The 14,576-nt window shown below is 60.8% G+C and carries 14 protein-coding genes; 9 read left to right on the top strand and 5 right to left on the bottom strand.

Annotation, left to right across the window (positions count from 1 at the left end):
• Positions 1 to 52 precede the first annotated feature (52 nt).
• Positions 53 to 2,212, top strand: a complete 2,160-nt coding sequence (locus tag ACOYXH_RS03985; protein ID WP_220558297.1) for a type I secretion system permease/ATPase — start codon at positions 53 to 55, stop codon at positions 2,210 to 2,212.
• Positions 2,213 to 2,222: 10 nt separating this feature from the next.
• Positions 2,223 to 3,584: an HlyD family type I secretion periplasmic adaptor subunit gene (locus ACOYXH_RS03980; protein ID WP_095049302.1), complete on the top strand. Its 1,362-nt coding sequence runs from the start codon at positions 2,223 to 2,225 to the stop codon at positions 3,582 to 3,584.
• A gap of 34 nt (positions 3,585 to 3,618) precedes the next feature.
• On the opposite strand, the gene ACOYXH_RS03975 is transcribed toward ACOYXH_RS03980, so the two are convergent.
• Together ACOYXH_RS03975 and ACOYXH_RS03970 are read right to left on the bottom strand one after the other, a co-directional pair.
• On the bottom strand, positions 3,619 to 4,215 hold the full coding sequence (locus ACOYXH_RS03975; RefSeq protein ID WP_095049301.1) for a tRNA-uridine aminocarboxypropyltransferase: 597 nt from the start codon (positions 4,213 to 4,215) through the stop codon (positions 3,619 to 3,621).
• A gap of 18 nt (positions 4,216 to 4,233) precedes the next feature.
• Positions 4,234 to 5,127, bottom strand: coding sequence for a LysR family transcriptional regulator (locus ACOYXH_RS03970; protein WP_007914510.1), 894 nt, complete (start codon positions 5,125 to 5,127; stop codon positions 4,234 to 4,236).
• Between the two features lie 292 nt (positions 5,128 to 5,419).
• On the opposite strand from ACOYXH_RS03970, the gene speB reads away from it, so the two are divergent.
• From speB to ACOYXH_RS03940, 6 genes are all read left to right on the top strand, one after another.
• On the top strand, positions 5,420 to 6,370 hold the full coding sequence (gene speB, locus ACOYXH_RS03965) for an agmatinase (protein ID WP_003222717.1): 951 nt from the start codon (positions 5,420 to 5,422) through the stop codon (positions 6,368 to 6,370).
• A 10-nt stretch (positions 6,371 to 6,380) separates the two neighbouring features.
• Positions 6,381 to 6,803, top strand: a complete 423-nt coding sequence (locus tag ACOYXH_RS03960) for a YybH family protein (RefSeq protein ID WP_064119611.1) — start codon at positions 6,381 to 6,383, stop codon at positions 6,801 to 6,803.
• A 57-nt stretch (positions 6,804 to 6,860) separates the two neighbouring features.
• Positions 6,861 to 8,363 (top strand): purine-cytosine permease family protein, encoded by a 1,503-nt coding sequence (locus ACOYXH_RS03955; protein ID WP_095125549.1) that lies wholly within the window; start codon positions 6,861 to 6,863, stop codon positions 8,361 to 8,363.
• 151 nt (positions 8,364 to 8,514) lie between these two features.
• The gene (locus ACOYXH_RS03950; protein ID WP_095125550.1) at positions 8,515 to 9,894 is read left to right on the top strand and encodes a sodium:solute symporter family protein; all 1,380 of its coding nucleotides are present in this window, start codon (positions 8,515 to 8,517) and stop codon (positions 9,892 to 9,894) included.
• A gap of 86 nt (positions 9,895 to 9,980) precedes the next feature.
• The gene (locus tag ACOYXH_RS03945) at positions 9,981 to 10,706 is read left to right on the top strand and encodes an MBL fold metallo-hydrolase (RefSeq protein ID WP_095049298.1); all 726 of its coding nucleotides are present in this window, start codon (positions 9,981 to 9,983) and stop codon (positions 10,704 to 10,706) included.
• 43 nt (positions 10,707 to 10,749) lie between these two features.
• The gene (locus tag ACOYXH_RS03940; RefSeq protein WP_034153223.1) at positions 10,750 to 10,998 is read left to right on the top strand and encodes a phosphopantetheine-containing protein; all 249 of its coding nucleotides are present in this window, start codon (positions 10,750 to 10,752) and stop codon (positions 10,996 to 10,998) included.
• Positions 10,999 to 11,102: 104 nt separating this feature from the next.
• On the opposite strand, the gene ACOYXH_RS03935 is transcribed toward ACOYXH_RS03940, so the two are convergent.
• On the bottom strand, positions 11,103 to 11,231 hold the full coding sequence (locus ACOYXH_RS03935; RefSeq protein WP_007914492.1) for a PA1414 family protein: 129 nt from the start codon (positions 11,229 to 11,231) through the stop codon (positions 11,103 to 11,105).
• A gap of 142 nt (positions 11,232 to 11,373) precedes the next feature.
• Entirely contained in the window at positions 11,374 to 12,267 is an 894-nt protein-coding gene (gene ptrR, locus ACOYXH_RS03930; RefSeq protein ID WP_095125552.1) for a putrescine utilization regulator PtrR, read from the bottom strand.
• Positions 12,268 to 12,371: 104 nt separating this feature from the next.
• Between ptrR and ACOYXH_RS03925 the strand changes: the two genes are divergently transcribed.
• On the top strand, positions 12,372 to 13,553 hold the full coding sequence (locus ACOYXH_RS03925) for an MFS transporter (RefSeq protein WP_095049296.1): 1,182 nt from the start codon (positions 12,372 to 12,374) through the stop codon (positions 13,551 to 13,553).
• Here ACOYXH_RS03925 and ACOYXH_RS03920 read toward each other — a convergent pair.
• Complete coding sequence (locus tag ACOYXH_RS03920; protein ID WP_095049295.1) at positions 13,498 to 14,430, bottom strand: DMT family transporter; 933 nt, start codon at positions 14,428 to 14,430, stop codon at positions 13,498 to 13,500. The two genes, ACOYXH_RS03925 and ACOYXH_RS03920, sit on opposite strands and share 56 nt — an antisense overlap.
• Between the last annotated feature and the right edge of the window lie 146 nt (positions 14,431 to 14,576).

The raw sequence follows: 14,576 nt of genomic DNA, 5'->3' as shown, positions 1-14,576 counted from the left end.
CCACGCAGAGCGTGGGAACGATCAATGAAGCGGTAACAGGGGAGCGATCAATATGACCAGCATGGAACCCGGCCACACCGGGATCGATCCGCGGCTGAGCTTCGATGATCCGTTACTCGACGGTCTGTTGATCCTCTGCAAACTGCATGGCGCGACGGTCAGTCGCGCCAGCCTGAGTGCCGGCCTGCCGCTGAACAAGCAACGCCTGAGTCTGGACCTGCTGCCCCGCGCCGCCGCCCGGGCCGGGTTGCAGGCACGGATTCTGCGCCGCGAGCTGAAAGACATCTCGCCGCTCAATCTGCCGATCCTGCTGCTGCTCAACGACGGCCGCACCGCCGTATTGCGGCGCTTCGGCGACGACGGCAAAGCGCTGATCCTGCCCAGCGAAGCCGATGGCGGCGAGCAATGGATCAGCCGCGAAGAACTCACCGAGCACTACAGCGGCCAGGCATTATTCGCCCGTCCGCGCCACGAACTCGAAGACCTGCGCTCGCCGCTGGTGCCACGGGTGCATGCGTGGTTTCGCGACACCCTGAAGCTGTCGAAATGGTTGTATAGCGATGCGATTCTCGCCAGTTTCCTGATCAACCTTTTAGGCCTGATGGTGCCGCTGTTCGTTATGCAAACCTACGACCGTGTGGTGCCGAATCAGGCCACGTCGACACTGTGGGTGCTGTCGATCGGGCTGTTGATCGGCACCGGTTTCGAACTGGTGTTACGCGTGGTGCGCGCGCACCTGCTGGATACCGCCGGCAAGAAAACCGATGTGATCCTTTCCGCGACTTTGTTCGAGCGCATCACCGGCATGTCGATGAAGGCACGGCCGGCGACCATCGGCGGTTTCGCCCAGAGCATTCATGACTTCCAGGGCCTGCGCGAATTCCTCACAGCGGTGACCCTGACCAGCCTGATCGACCTGCCCTTCGTCGTGCTGATGCTGGTGGTGATCGGCCTGCTCGGCGGCTGGCTGGTGGTGATTCCGCTGCTGGCGTTTCCGATCACCATTATCTTCGCGATGATCATTCAGGTACGTCTGCGTGACACCGTGCAAAAGAGCCTGAGCCTCGGCGCCGAACGTCAGGCGGTACTGATCGAAACCCTCGGCGGCCTGGAAACCCTCAAGGCCTGCAGCGCCGAAAGCGAGCGCCAGCACAAATGGGAAAGCACCCACGGCGCCCTCACCCGCCTCGACAGCCATGCACGCAATCTGTCGGCACTGGCCACCAACGGCACGTTGTTCATTCAACAGTTCTCGGGGATGGCGACGATTGTCGCCGGGGTCTACAGCATCATCGCTGGAAACCTCAGCGTCGGTGCGCTGGTTGCCAGTTACATGCTCGGCAGCCGTGTACTAGCGCCGCTGGGGCAGATTGCCGGGCTGATCACCCGCTATCAGCAAGCGCAACTGACCATGAAAAGCACCGATGCGCTGATGGCCTTACCGCAGGAACGCGACGGCAAGCAGCGGCCGCTGGAGCGCACGCAACTGCAAGGCGCGCTCGACGTCAGCGGCGTGACCTTTCACTACAACGGCCAGAATGCGCCGGCACTGAGCAATGTCAGCTTCAGCCTGAAACCCGGTGAACGGGTCGGCATCATCGGCCGCAGCGGTTCGGGCAAAAGCACCTTGGCGCGATTGGTCATGGGTTTCTATGAACCCGAAGAAGGCCAACTGTTGCTTGACGGTCTCGACCTGCGCCAACTCGATGTCGCTGACCTGCGCCAGCAGATCGGCTACGTCGCTCACGATCTGCCGCTGCTGGCCGGCAGCCTGCGTGACAACCTGACCCTCGGCGCACGCTACATCAGCGATGCGCGGATGCTCGAAGTCGCCGAACTGACCGGCGTTACCGAACTTGCCCGCCAGCATCCGCAAGGTTTCGACCGGCCGGTGGGCGAGCGCGGGCAATTGCTTTCCGGCGGCCAACGTCAGGCCGTTTTGCTCGCACGGTCGCTGCTGCTCGACCCGCCGATCATGCTGCTCGACGAACCCACCAGCGCCATGGACAACAGCAGCGAGGACTTACTGCGGCAGAAGCTGCACGGCTGGGTGCAAGGCAAGACACTGCTGCTGGTCACCCACCGCACTTCAATGCTGAGTCTGGTGGACCGCTTGCTGGTGCTGGACAACGGCCGGGTCGTCGCCGACGGCCCGAAAGAAGCGGTCATCGATGCACTGCGCAAGGGCCGTGTCGGCTCGGCGGCGGTTTAGGAGTTGCCCCATGTCTGCTTCCACCGATAGCAAAGAGCGCGGCTACTTCGACAGTTTCGGTAAAAGCGCCGAAGCCGAATTCATGCCGGAAACCGCCGGTGCCTCGTTACAGGATTCGCCGCGCTGGTCGCGGATCACCGTGTGGCTGGCGGCGGCGCTGCTGATCAGCGCGGTGGTCTGGGCCAAATTCGCCGTGCTCGAAGAAGTGACCATGGGCGAAGGCAAGGCGATTCCTTCGAGCAAGATTCAGGTGATCCAGAACCTTGAGGGCGGCATCGTCACCGAAATCTTTGTACGTGAAGGGCAGATGGTGAACAAAGGCGATACCCTGCTGCGTCTGGATGACACGCGCTTTCGCTCGAACAAGGGCGAAAGCGAGGCGGATCGTTATGCGCTGACGGCGCAGGTCGAACGGCTGTCGGCGGAGGCCGAAGGTCGGCCGTTCAAGCTCTCCGATGAAGTGATCGCCAAAGCCCCGCAAGTCGCCGAAGACGAGCGCTCGCTGTATGAACAACGTCAGCGCCGGCTGGCCAGCGAGCAGCGCACGCTCAGCGAACAACTGCGGCAGAAGACTCAGGAACTCGCCGAGTTTCGCTCCAAGCAGGGTCAGTTCAGCTCAAGTCTGGCGTTGCTGCAGCAAGAAATGAACATGTCCGAGCCGCTGGTGAAAACCGGTGCGGTGTCACCTGTGGAAATCCTCCGACTCAAGCGCAGCGCGGTAGAAATCCGCGGCTCATTGAACGCGACGACGCTGGCGATCCCCCGCGCCGAATCGGCGATTGCCGAGATCCGCAGCAAGATCGACGAGTCGGAACAAACCTTCCGTTCGGAAGCGGCGAAAGAGCTGAATGAGAAACGCACCGACCTGTCGAAAATCACCGCCACCAGCATCGCCATCGACGACCGCGTCACCCGCACGACGGTGACCTCTCCGGTGCACGGGGTGATCAAGCAATTGAAGGTCAACACCATCGGCGGCGTGGTTCAGCCGGGCAGCGACATGGTTGAAATCGTACCGTTGGAAGACAACCTGTTGATCGAGGCCAAAGTGCGGCCGCAGGATGTCGCGTTCCTGCATCCGGGCCAGAAAGCCATGGTCAAGTTCAGTGCCTACGACTACACGATCTACGGCGGACTGAGTGCCAAACTGGAGCTGATCGGTGCCGACACGATTACCGATGACAAGGGCAACAGCTTTTATCTGATTCAGGTGCGCACCGATAAAAACCATTTGGGCGGGGATGTGAAACCGTTGCTGATTATTCCGGGGATGGTGGCGACGGTGGACATTATTACCGGGGAAAAAAGTGTCCTGGATTACCTGCTCAAGCCAGTGTTGAAAGCGCGGACCGAGGCGATGCGCGAACGCTAGCCAATGATCGTTCCCACGCTCCGCGTGGGAACGATCATTTGTCGCCATGGTTACGCTGGAAGGTCTCCTCGCCCATCGCCGCAATCTGCCCCTCGATCAACGCCTCGAACGGCTTGAGCAAAGGCTCGAATGAAGCCGGCGCCTCCAGCGTTTGCAACGCCTGCACAATCGCCTCGATGGTCGACAACGCCCCCGGCCCCGGAGCCTTGCGCAAGCGATACCGCGACACCCCGCCCTCGGCCAGCGTCACCCGTGGCAGCGCCGCCAGCAACGGATTGAGGTGCAACATCTTGCGCGCCTTGCGCCAGGTGCCATCCGGCACCACCAGCAACAACGGTTCCTCGGACTCACCGTAAGCCTGCATCGGCTGCGCGTCATCGGCCGGAAACAACAACCGCGCCTGATACCCCGGGCGGTTCAACAGCGCCGGCAAATCCTCGAACACCTCACCGACGATCAGCTCGGCATTGCTCAACCCCAGCGCTGCCAGACGCGCGGTATTCAACGCGTGATGAACCTCGCTCGGATGCTGCAACAGCAACACCCGCGTGCGACTGTCGAGGCTCGGGATCAGCGGGCACAGGCAATGGGTTTGGGGGCGCAGGCAGCGCGGGCATTGAGGTCTGGACATACTTCTTTTCCCTACAAGCTAAGCCTGATTGAGCTGTGCTTTGAGCAAATCGCGGAAGGTCTGGATCAGCGGTTCACGGCTACGGCCCCGGCGCATGATCATCGAAAACGGTGCCTGATAACCGAAGGTCGCCGGCAGCAACACGCGCAGGTCACCCTTGTCGGCCCAGGCCTGAGCATAGTGCTCCGGCAAGTAGCCGATGTAGGCGCCGGACAGCACCAGAATCAGCTGCGCTTCCATACTTTCCACGGTGGCGGCGCTGTGTTTAAAGCCGTGCCGGGCCAGCTCGGCCTGGCTCCAGTAACCGCGCCCGACCATGCGTTGCTGGGTGATGACTTGCTCGGGAATCCGCCGCTCGTTGAATAACGGATGGCGACTGCTGCAATACAACCAGTGCTGCTCGCGGTACAGCGGCATGTAGATCAGGCCGCTCATGCGCGTGGAAAACGCACCGATGGCCAGATCGAGACGGTTGTCCTGCACGCCGAGTTGCAGTTCGTAAGGGCTCATCACCGACAGATGCAAATGCACCGCCGGGTGTTCCTGACTGTAGGCGCCGATGGCTTCGGCGAACGGCAAGGCCTTGTCGCTGACGGTGGAGTCGATCACGCCGAGGTTAAGTGTGCCGCGCAGTTCGCCCTTGAGCGCCGCGGCGTATTGCTCGAAACCTTCGAGTTCGGCGAGCAGGCGCAGGGTTTCCTGATGGAACAGCTCACCCTTGCTGGTCAGGCTGAACCCACCGCGGCCGCGATGGCACAGCACCAGGCCGAGTGCGGCTTCGAGCTGGCTCATGTAGGTGCTGATCGCCGAGGTCGACAGGTTGAGTTCCTGTTGTGCGTTAGCGAAACCCTGATGACGGACCACGCTGACGAAAATGCGTAATAGTTTCAGGTCGGGTAAAGCGTTGGCCATGTCTACTCCAAGGATCGTTCCCACGCTCTGCGTGGGAATGCAGCCCGTGACGCTCTGCGTCACCTGCGAGTACGGCTGGACGCGGAGCGTCCGTAGATGCATTCCCACGCGGAGCATGGGAACGAGCAGGTGTGGAAGTCTGGCATTAGTTTAGAAAAATCTGAACTAAGTTTTTGCCCGTAGCGATTCTTTCCCCTCACTACATTTCGCATCATCGGCCCCACAGCGGCGCCCGAACCTGTGCTCCACGGCGCGCCGACATAAATAAAACAAAGACGATGAGGCCTTACCCGTGGACAAGATTCTTCACCAACCACTGGGCGGCAACGAAATGCCGCGCTTCGGCGGCATCGCCACCATGCTCCGACTCCCCCATGTACCGACCGCTGCCGGCCTGGACGCTGCCTTTGTTGGCGTGCCCCTGGACATCGGTACTTCGCTGCGCCCCGGTACCCGCTTCGGGCCACGCGACATCCGCACCGAATCAGTGATGATCCGCCCCTACAACATGGCCACCGGCGCTGCGCCGTTCGACTCACTGTCGGTCGCCGATATTGGTGACGTGGCGATCAACACCTTCAACCTGCTCGACGCCGTGCGCATCATCGAAGAAGCCTACGACAACATCCTCGAGCACAACGTGATCCCGATGACCCTGGGTGGCGACCACACCATCACCCTGCCGATCCTGCGGGCGATTCATAAAAAGCACGGCAAGGTCGGTCTGGTGCACATCGATGCCCACGCTGACGTCAACGATCACATGTTCGGCGAGAAGATCGCCCACGGTACGACCTTCCGTCGCGCCGTCGAAGAAGGCCTTCTGGACTGCGACCGCGTGGTGCAAATTGGTCTGCGCGCGCAGGGTTACACCGCGGACGACTTCAACTGGAGCCGCGATCAGGGCTTCCGCGTGGTTCAGGCCGAAGAGTGCTGGCACAAGTCGCTGGCGCCGCTGATGGCCGAAGTGCGTGAGAAAGTCGGCGGTGGTCCGGTGTATCTGAGCTTCGACATCGACGGCATCGATCCGGCCTGGGCACCGGGCACCGGCACCCCGGAAATCGGTGGTCTGACGACCATTCAGGCGATTGAAATCGTTCGCGGCTGCCAAGGCCTCGACCTGATCGGTTGCGATCTGGTAGAAGTCTCGCCCGCTTATGACACCACCGGCAACACCTCGCTGCTGGCCGCCAACCTGCTGTACGAAATGCTCTGCGTACTGCCTGGCGTGGTCCATCGCTGAGGGTCGGGTCATGAACGAACGTGATCAGGTTCTGCAAGCGGCCGCCGATCTGGTGGCCGCCTTCGCCCGTAACGATCGCGAAGCTTACTTCGGCGCCTTCAGCGCCGATGCGAGTTTCGTTTTCTACACCCTCGAACAGCCGCTGCTGTCGCGCGATGCCTATCAGGCCTTGTGGGACAGCTGGCGCGCCGAGGATGGCTTCGAGGTGCTTGCGTGCACCTCGAGCAACGCCTTCGTCAGCCTGCAAGGTGATGTGGCGATTTTCATCCATGACGTGGCCACCGAGCTGCGCATGCAAGGGGAGCAACACTTCAGCCAGGAGCGCGAGACGATTGTTTTCAAGAAACAAGCGTCGAGCCTAGAACAACAAGGCCATTGGCTGGCCTGCCACGAACATTTGTCCGCAATGCCGGAAGGGCTGCCATCCCCTTAGCCAAAACAGGTGACGCCTCACGCACGATGAGGCGCGCCTTTATGATCGGAGCAGATCATGAATAACAACAACAACGACCAAAGCCTTACGCAGATTGAAACCCACGGGGTCGAGCAGATCCCGGACCACGAACGCAGCGCAGGCCCGACGGACTTGTTCCGGATGATCTTCGGCGGTTCGAATACCTTTGCCACCGCCGTGCTCGGCAGTTTCCCGGTGCTGTTCGGTCTGTCCTTTCAGGCCGGCGTCTGGGCGATTGTGTCGGGCGTGCTGCTTGGCTCGCTGATTCTCGCACCGATGGGTCTGTTCGGTCCGCTCAACGGCACCAACAATGCCGTGTCGTCGGGTGCGCATTTCGGCGTGCATGGGCGGATCGTCGGTTCGTTCCTGTCGCTGTTGACCGCTATCGCGTTTTTCTCGCTCTCGGTGTGGAGTTCGGGCGATGCGCTGATCGGCGGTGCAAAACGCCTGATCGGTCTGCCGGAAACCGACCTGACTCTGGGCCTGGCCTACGGTCTGTTCGCAATTCTGGTGCTGACCGTGTGCATCTACGGCTTCCGCTTTTTGCTGTGGGTGAACAAGATCGCGGTGTGGAGCGCCAGCCTGTTGTTCCTGCTGGGCATCTTCGCCTTCGCCGGTCCTTTCGATGCGAACTACGCCGGTACGGTGAGCCTAGGTCAGCCGGGCTTCTGGGCCGCGTTCATCGGTGCTGCGCTGGTGGCGATGAGCAACCCGATTTCCTTCGGCGCGTTCCTCGGCGACTGGTCGCGCTACATCCCGCGTGACACCTCCAAACAACGGATCATGGCAGCGGTCGTGCTGTCGCAGATCGCCACGTTCATCCCGTTCCTGTTCGGCCTGGCCACCGCGACCATCGTCGCGATCAAGGCGCCGGACTACATCGCGGCCAACAACTATGTCGGTGGTTTGCTGGCGGTGTCGCCGAGCTGGTTCTTCCTGCCGGTGTGCCTGATTGCGGTGATCGGCGGCATGTCCACCGGCACCACTTCGCTGTATGGCACCGGGCTGGACATGTCCAGCGTGTTCCCGCGTGTGCTCTCGCGAGTGAAAGCGACGCTGCTGATCGGCGTGCTGTCGATTGCCTTCATCTTCATCGGCCGGTTTGCGGCGAACCTGGTGCAGAGCGTGTCGACTTTCGCCGTGCTGATCATCACCTGCACCACGCCATGGATGGTGATCATGATCATCGGTCTGTTGGTGCGCCGCGGCTTCTACTGCCCGGATGACCTGCAAGTGTTCACCCGTGGCGAACAGGGCGGACGCTACTGGTTCAGCCACGGCTGGAACTGGCGCGGTCTTGGTGCATGGATCCCGAGCGCGGTGGTCGGTTTGTGCTTCGTCAATCTGCCGGGGCAGTTCGTTGGCCCGTTGGGTGAAATGGCCGGCGGCATCGACATCAGTTTGCCGGTGACCCTGGGCCTGGCTTCGGTGGTGTACCTGACGCTGCTGAGCCTGTTCCCGGAACCGCGCGAAGTGTTCGGCCCCAAGGATGCCCGGCGTGAAGCGGCAGTAAAACCTCAACTGCGTCAGGCCGCCTGACGAAGATCCCTGTAGGAGTGAGCCTGCTCGCGATGACTTCAGCACATCCAATAAAGATGTGACTGACAGACCGCTATCGCGAGCAGGCTCACTCCTACAAGGGAAATGATTTTGGCCTCAACATAAAAAAGACAATCGGAGACACGCCATCATGGCTTTGGATTTATTCGTCGTCCTCATCTACGCCGCCGGCATGCTCTTGCTCGGCTACTTCGGCATGCGCAAGGCCAAGACCAACGAGGACTTTCTCGTTGCCGGTCGAAACCTCGGCCCGAGCCTGTACATGGGCACCATGGCCGCGACTGTTCTGGGTGGCGCGTCCACCGTCGGCACCGTACGCCTGGGCTACGTGCATGGCATCTCCGGTTTCTGGCTGTGCGCGGCTCTGGGTTGCGGCATCGTTGCGCTGAACCTGTTCCTCGCCAAACCGCTGCTGAAACTGAAGATCTACACCGTTACCCAGGTCTTGGAAAAACGCTACAACCCGATGGCGCGCTCGGCGAGCGCGGCGATCATGCTGGCCTACGCACTGATGATCGGCGTGACCTCGATCCTGGCGATCGGCACCGTGCTGCAAGTGCTGTTTGACCTGCCATTCTGGGTTTCGGTACTCGTCGGTGGTGGCGTGGTGGTGATCTACTCGGCGATCGGCGGTATGTGGTCGCTGACCCTCACCGACATCGTCCAGTTCATCATCAAGACCGTGGGCCTGATGTTTATCCTGTTGCCGATCTGCCTGTACCGCGTCGGCGGTTGGGACGAACTGGTGCTGAAACTGCCGGCGACTGCCTTCAGCTTCACCACCATCGGCTGGGACACGATCATCACCTACTTCATGATCTACTTCTTCGGCATCCTGATCGGTCAGGACATCTGGCAACGGGTGTTCACCGTCAAGACCGCCAAAGTCGCGCAATACGCCGGCAGCATCGCCGGCATCTACTGCATCATCTACGGCTTGGCCTGCGCGCTGATCGGCATGGCTGCACACGTGCTGATCCCGGATCTGGACAACGTCAACAACGCCTTCGCCGCCATCGTCAAACTGTCGCTGCCGGACGGCATCCGTGGTCTGGTGATCGCGGCTGCACTCGCGGCGATGATGTCCACCGCCAGCGCCGGCCTGCTCGCCGCCGCCACCACGCTGACTGAAGACTTGCTGCCGAAGCTGCGTGGCGGCAAACAGTCGAGCCTGGGCGTCAACCGCCTGTTCACTCTGCTGACCGGTGTCGTGGTGCTGGGTATCGCGCTGGTGGTAAATGACGTGATCAGCGCCCTGACGCTGGCGTATAACCTGTTGGTGGGCGGCATGCTGGTCCCGCTGATCGGTGCGATTTTCTGGAAACGCGCGACCACCGCCGGCGCCATCGCCAGCATGGGCCTGGGTTTCGCCACCGCACTGCTGTTCATGTTCAAGGACGGTCTGGATGCCAATACGCCGATCTACTACAGCCTGGCGGTGGGTCTGGTGAGTTTCGTGGTGGTCAGCCTCGCCTCGCGCCGTCCTGTCTCGGTGGCCCGCGCGATCTAAGCTGAAACATAACGACTTGATGCTTTCTTCGACGAGTGTGGCGTCGGTTGCCACACTCGTTTTTTTACGCTTGGAGAAAAGTACCGATGAAGATCGTTTCTCGTGATCAGTGGTTTGAAGTGCAGCACCTGAGCGATGGCATTCGGTTGATTCACGAGCCGTATATCCGCCCGTTCTACCGCTGCAACCTCTGGCATGTGCAGGGCCGTGACAAAGACCTGCTGCTGGACAGCGGCTCAGGACTGGTCAGCCTGCGCGAACAGTTGCCGTGGATTACCGAGCGGCCACTGGTGGCAGTGGCCAGTCATTGCCACTTCGACCATATCGCCGGGCATCACGAATTTTCTGAACGGCTGGTGCATCCGGCCGAAGCGGACATTCTGGCCGCGCCGGATGGCGAAAACGACTTGAGCCGTGCTTTCGTTGGCGACGACATGTTCGAAGCGCACCCGGATTGCCCGTTGTGCTACGCCGAGTACCGGGTCAAAGCCGCGCCGGCGACCGGGTTTGTCGAGGACGGTGATGTGCTCGATCTGGGCAATCGCACGCTGCAGGTGCTGCACACGCCGGGGCATTCGCCGGGCGGCATCAGCCTGTATGAAGCGGCGACTGAAACGCTGTTCAGCGGCGACATCATCTACGCCGGGCCGCTGATCGAAGACGCCTACCACTCCAATCTTGAGGATTACGCCACCAGTCTGCGACGTTTGCAGGCGTTGCCGATTCGCACGGTGCATGGCGGGCACTTCGGTAGTTTTTCCGGGGAGCATTTGCGCTCGATGATTGACGAGTGGTTGCGCGGCCACGCCTGAGGCCTGCTTCACTCAAGCACAACAACAATCAGAAATATCTGCCATGAGAAGAGCTGCCGTGCGTGCCGCCGTGCACCGATATATCCGGCGTCTGTTGGAAACCCGCGAATTCAACGACAACACCAGTCTGGTGCAACTGGGCCTGGAGAAAGCCGATATAGAAGATTTGATCTTTCATCTGGAAGATGAATTCGGCCTGACGGCGTTTACCGCCGAGGAAGACCGCATGCTCAAGACCGCGAAGACCGCGAATGACTTGAGCCGGTTTTTACTGGAGATCGGCCGTCATTAAAAGCAAAAGATCGCAGCCTGCGGCAGCTCCTGCATTAATCCGTGCAGGAGCTGCCGCAGGCTGCGATCTCTTGATCTGAATCCTTTGATCTCGGATCGGGGGGCTTACCGGCGCCGTTGTTGACGGCGGCGCTGCTCGTCATCGGTGCGGATCGGGACAGGTTGCAGAGGCGGTTCGATCAAGCCAAGGGCAACACCCAAGTCGTGCAGCCAGTTTTGAATTTTCTCTTTCATCGTCATGCCCCCTTCAGGGTGGTGCTGAGCGGCCGGAATTCTGAGGCCGCTTCGCACTGATAATAGTCCGAAGTCCTACGTAATGCTCGGCCAAATCCGCAATGATCTGTTACTGAATTGAACAGAATATGCCGCCATTGGTTCAGGCTGTTTCTCGGGTTTCAATCTGAGCCGCAGGATAGACAGCCTGCTGCACCTCAATCCATGCATTGAGGTTGGCGCCGACCATGCCCTTGCGCCACATGAGCCACGTTGTCGCACCCACAAATGGCTCGGCCAATGGATGCACCGCGACGCTGTCACGCCCCGGCAGACTGGCCAGCATCGACTCCGACATCAGCGCCACGCCACTGCCGGCAATCACACAGGCGAGCATGCCTTGATACGACTCGATCTCCATCGCCCGGCCCATAGTCGCGTGATAGTGCGAAAACCACGCCTCCAGGCGCATGCGGTAGGAACAGCCGCGACGAAAGGTGAACACCGAACGCCCTTCAACATCCCGCGCGCTGCGCACCGGCGGATGATCGATTTCAGTGATCAACACCAACCGCTCCTCGCACAACGGCACGCCGTCGAGCCCGGCGAGTTCCAGCGGGCCATCGACCAACGCGGCATCAAGGCGCCCGGTGAGCAACCCCTCCAGCAACTCGCCACTCGGTGCTGACTGCACTTGCAGATTCACCGCTGGATAGCGCTTGTGATACTGCGCCAGCAGCGCCGGCAGATGAATCGCCGCCGTGCTGTACATGGTGCCCAGAGCGAAGTCACCGGCGGGTTTGCCGCCCATCACCGCCGCACTGGCCTGATCGCGCAGGGCGAAGAGTTTGCCGGTGTAGTCCAGCAGGACTTTTCCTGCAGGCGACAGTTGCAAACGCTGACGCTCACGGACGAATAACTCGACACCGAGCTGCTCCTCCAGTTGCTTGAGCCGGGTCGATAGATTCGATGGCACGCGGTGCAGGCGTTCCGCAGCGCGGGTGATGGAACCTTCCTCGGCCACGGCCTGGAAGATCCGTAGTTGGCTGAATTCCACAACCTTTCTCCAGAACAGAACAAGTTACTCACTATTATTCAATTTTAAAGAAAGTCAATCAGTCCTAGCCTGACGGTCATTGAAGCCCTCACGGAATTCCGACCATGTCGCCGCTTATTCGCTTATCTGCCTGCTTCGTGGCCCTGATGATGGCCATGGGCATCGGACGTTTCGCTCTCACCCCGCAAATGCCGCACCTGCTCAGCGAAGGTCAGATCGACCTGACAGCCGCTGGTCTGATTGCAGCGGCCAACTACCTCGGTTACTTGCTCGGCGCGGTGGACGCGATGTTCGCCCATCGCCCGCAGCAGGTTCAGCGGCGCCTGCACGGTGGCTTGTGGCTCTGTGTGCTGCTGACCCTGGCATCGTTCTGGGCCGATGGTTTTTGGTCGCACCTGGTGCTGCGCTTTGGCACCGGGGTGGCGAGTGCCTGGGTGCTGGTGATGATTACGGCTTTAAGCCAACCGTTGGCAGCGGCAGCGGGTCGTCCACGTTTGGGCGCACTGGTATTCGCCGGACCGGGCTTAGGGATTTTTCTGACAGGATTGTTGGCACTGGTCTCACATCTTCTCAACCAGACTTCCGCGACGTTGTGGCTGATTTACGCAGCGGCTGCGTTGGTGATGATGCTGAGCGTATGGCGACTGCTGCCTAAGCCCGTCGCAACGGCTGCAGTTGCTGTGGCGGCAAGCAATCCATCGAATCGCGGCATCGGGCGGCTGGCCGTGATTTATGCGCTGTACGGCGTCGGCTACATCATTCCGGCGACATTCCTGTCGCAGATGGCCAATGAGCAGTTTCACGGACAATGGCAGGCGGACTTGTTCTGGCCGTGCTTCGGTCTGGCTGCGGCGCTTGGCGTGTTGCTGGTGAGTCTACGGCGTCACGATCCCGAAACGACGCGCCACTGGTTGATGGCGACGTTGTGGCTGCAAGCGGCCGGTGTCTTTGCCTGCCTGCTCGGCAGTGGCCTGGGCCTCGCACTGGGCGTGATCCTCTGTGGCACACCGTTCCTCGCCTGCATGCAACTGGTCATGCAACGCTCGCGGGAACTGGCGCCGCATGCCACCCAACGCAATGCCGGCATGCTCACCGCGTGCTTCGCCGTCGGCCAACTCAGCGGCCCGTTGCTGGCGGCGTTGAGCAGCCATTTCAGCGGCGGTTTGCAGCCAGCATTGGTCATCGCCGGCAGCGGATTGTTGATTGCCGGCGGTCTGGCGATGCAGTCGACTAGCGCTGGCCCAGCGCTTTGCGCAAACGCCGACGCAGCCACTGCTCGGCGCTGACAAAAGTGATGCCGAGCAGCACCAGTACAGCGCCAACGACGAAGTTCACAGTCAACTGTTCGCCGAGCAGCAACACGCCAAAGGTCACGCCGAACAGCGGCGTCATGAACGAAAACACCGCGAGGTTGGCTGCCAGATAACGGCGCAGCAACCAGAACCAGATCAGGTAGCTGAAGAACGATACCACCAGGCCCTGGAACAACACGCTGGCCACCGCCACGGTGGTCAGGCTGACGTGGGTGATCTGGCCGCTGAACAGCGCAATCAAGAGCAGCCCGATGAAGCCGACGATCAATTGATAGAACAGGGTCAGCGTCACCGGTGCTTCCGACAGCCGTGATGCGCGCACCACCACCGTAGTCGCGCCCCAACAGGCGCCAGCCAACACGCCAAAGGCATCGCCGAGCAGCATGCGCCGGTCGAGGTTGTCCCACGACACACCGCCGGCAAAGGCAATCGCGATGCCGATGAAGGCGAGCAGGATGCCAAGCCATTGCAGCGGCCGCAGTCGCTCACTGGCCAGCAGAAAGTGCACACCCAACGCGGTGAAAATCGGTGCGGTGTAGAGGAACACCGACATGTGCGCAGCAGTGGTCAGTTGCAAGCCTTCGGCGATGAAAAAAAACTCCAGACCAAACAGCGCACCGGCCAGCAGGCCACCACGCCAGGTCGTACCGACCTGATCCCAGCCACCTTTCCAGCAGATCAGCAAACCGACCAGCAACGCGGAAATTCCCGAGCGCCCCGCCGCTTGCATCACCGGCGCGATGTCCGCTGCGGCCCACTTGATCATCACCTGTTGCACGCCCCAGATCAGGCAGAGGCCGATCATCACTTGCAGGGCAAATCTGTCGGCATTACGCCGCTCGACACTCACCGCAACACCTCGAATACACACAACATGGCAGGCCATCCAATGGTCAGAAAACAGTGTCGAGGATTATCAATGACTCGGGTGCAAAAAGCCGTCTGGAAAAGACATTTTGTGCTTCATTGGCGCCAGTGGTGAATGGCTATCGGCTA

Source organism: Pseudomonas sp. Mb7, assembly GCF_054790525.1.
This window is presented reverse-complemented; position numbering and strand designations above follow the sequence as displayed.

Bases quoted from the DNA above. Each gene is read 5' to 3' on its own strand.
- ACOYXH_RS03925 (WP_095049296.1), top strand. From the start codon at position 12,372: ATGTCGCCGCTTATTCGCTTATCTGCCTGCTTCGTGGCCCTGATGATG.
- ACOYXH_RS03970 (WP_007914510.1), bottom strand. From the start codon at position 5,127: ATGGCCAACGCTTTACCCGACCTGAAACTATTACGCATTTTCGTCAGC.
- ACOYXH_RS03940 (WP_034153223.1), top strand. From the start codon at position 10,750: ATGAGAAGAGCTGCCGTGCGTGCCGCCGTGCACCGATATATCCGGCGT.
- ACOYXH_RS03950 (WP_095125550.1), top strand. From the start codon at position 8,515: ATGGCTTTGGATTTATTCGTCGTCCTCATCTACGCCGCCGGCATGCTC.
- ACOYXH_RS03960 (WP_064119611.1), top strand. From the start codon at position 6,381: ATGAACGAACGTGATCAGGTTCTGCAAGCGGCCGCCGATCTGGTGGCC.
- ACOYXH_RS03980 (WP_095049302.1), top strand. From the start codon at position 2,223: ATGTCTGCTTCCACCGATAGCAAAGAGCGCGGCTACTTCGACAGTTTC.
- ACOYXH_RS03975 (WP_095049301.1), bottom strand. From the start codon at position 4,215: ATGTCCAGACCTCAATGCCCGCGCTGCCTGCGCCCCCAAACCCATTGC.
- ACOYXH_RS03945 (WP_095049298.1), top strand. From the start codon at position 9,981: ATGAAGATCGTTTCTCGTGATCAGTGGTTTGAAGTGCAGCACCTGAGC.
- ACOYXH_RS03935 (WP_007914492.1), bottom strand. From the start codon at position 11,231: ATGAAAGAGAAAATTCAAAACTGGCTGCACGACTTGGGTGTTGCCCTT.
- ACOYXH_RS03985 (WP_220558297.1), top strand. From the start codon at position 53: ATGACCAGCATGGAACCCGGCCACACCGGGATCGATCCGCGGCTGAGC.
- ACOYXH_RS03955 (WP_095125549.1), top strand. From the start codon at position 6,861: ATGAATAACAACAACAACGACCAAAGCCTTACGCAGATTGAAACCCAC.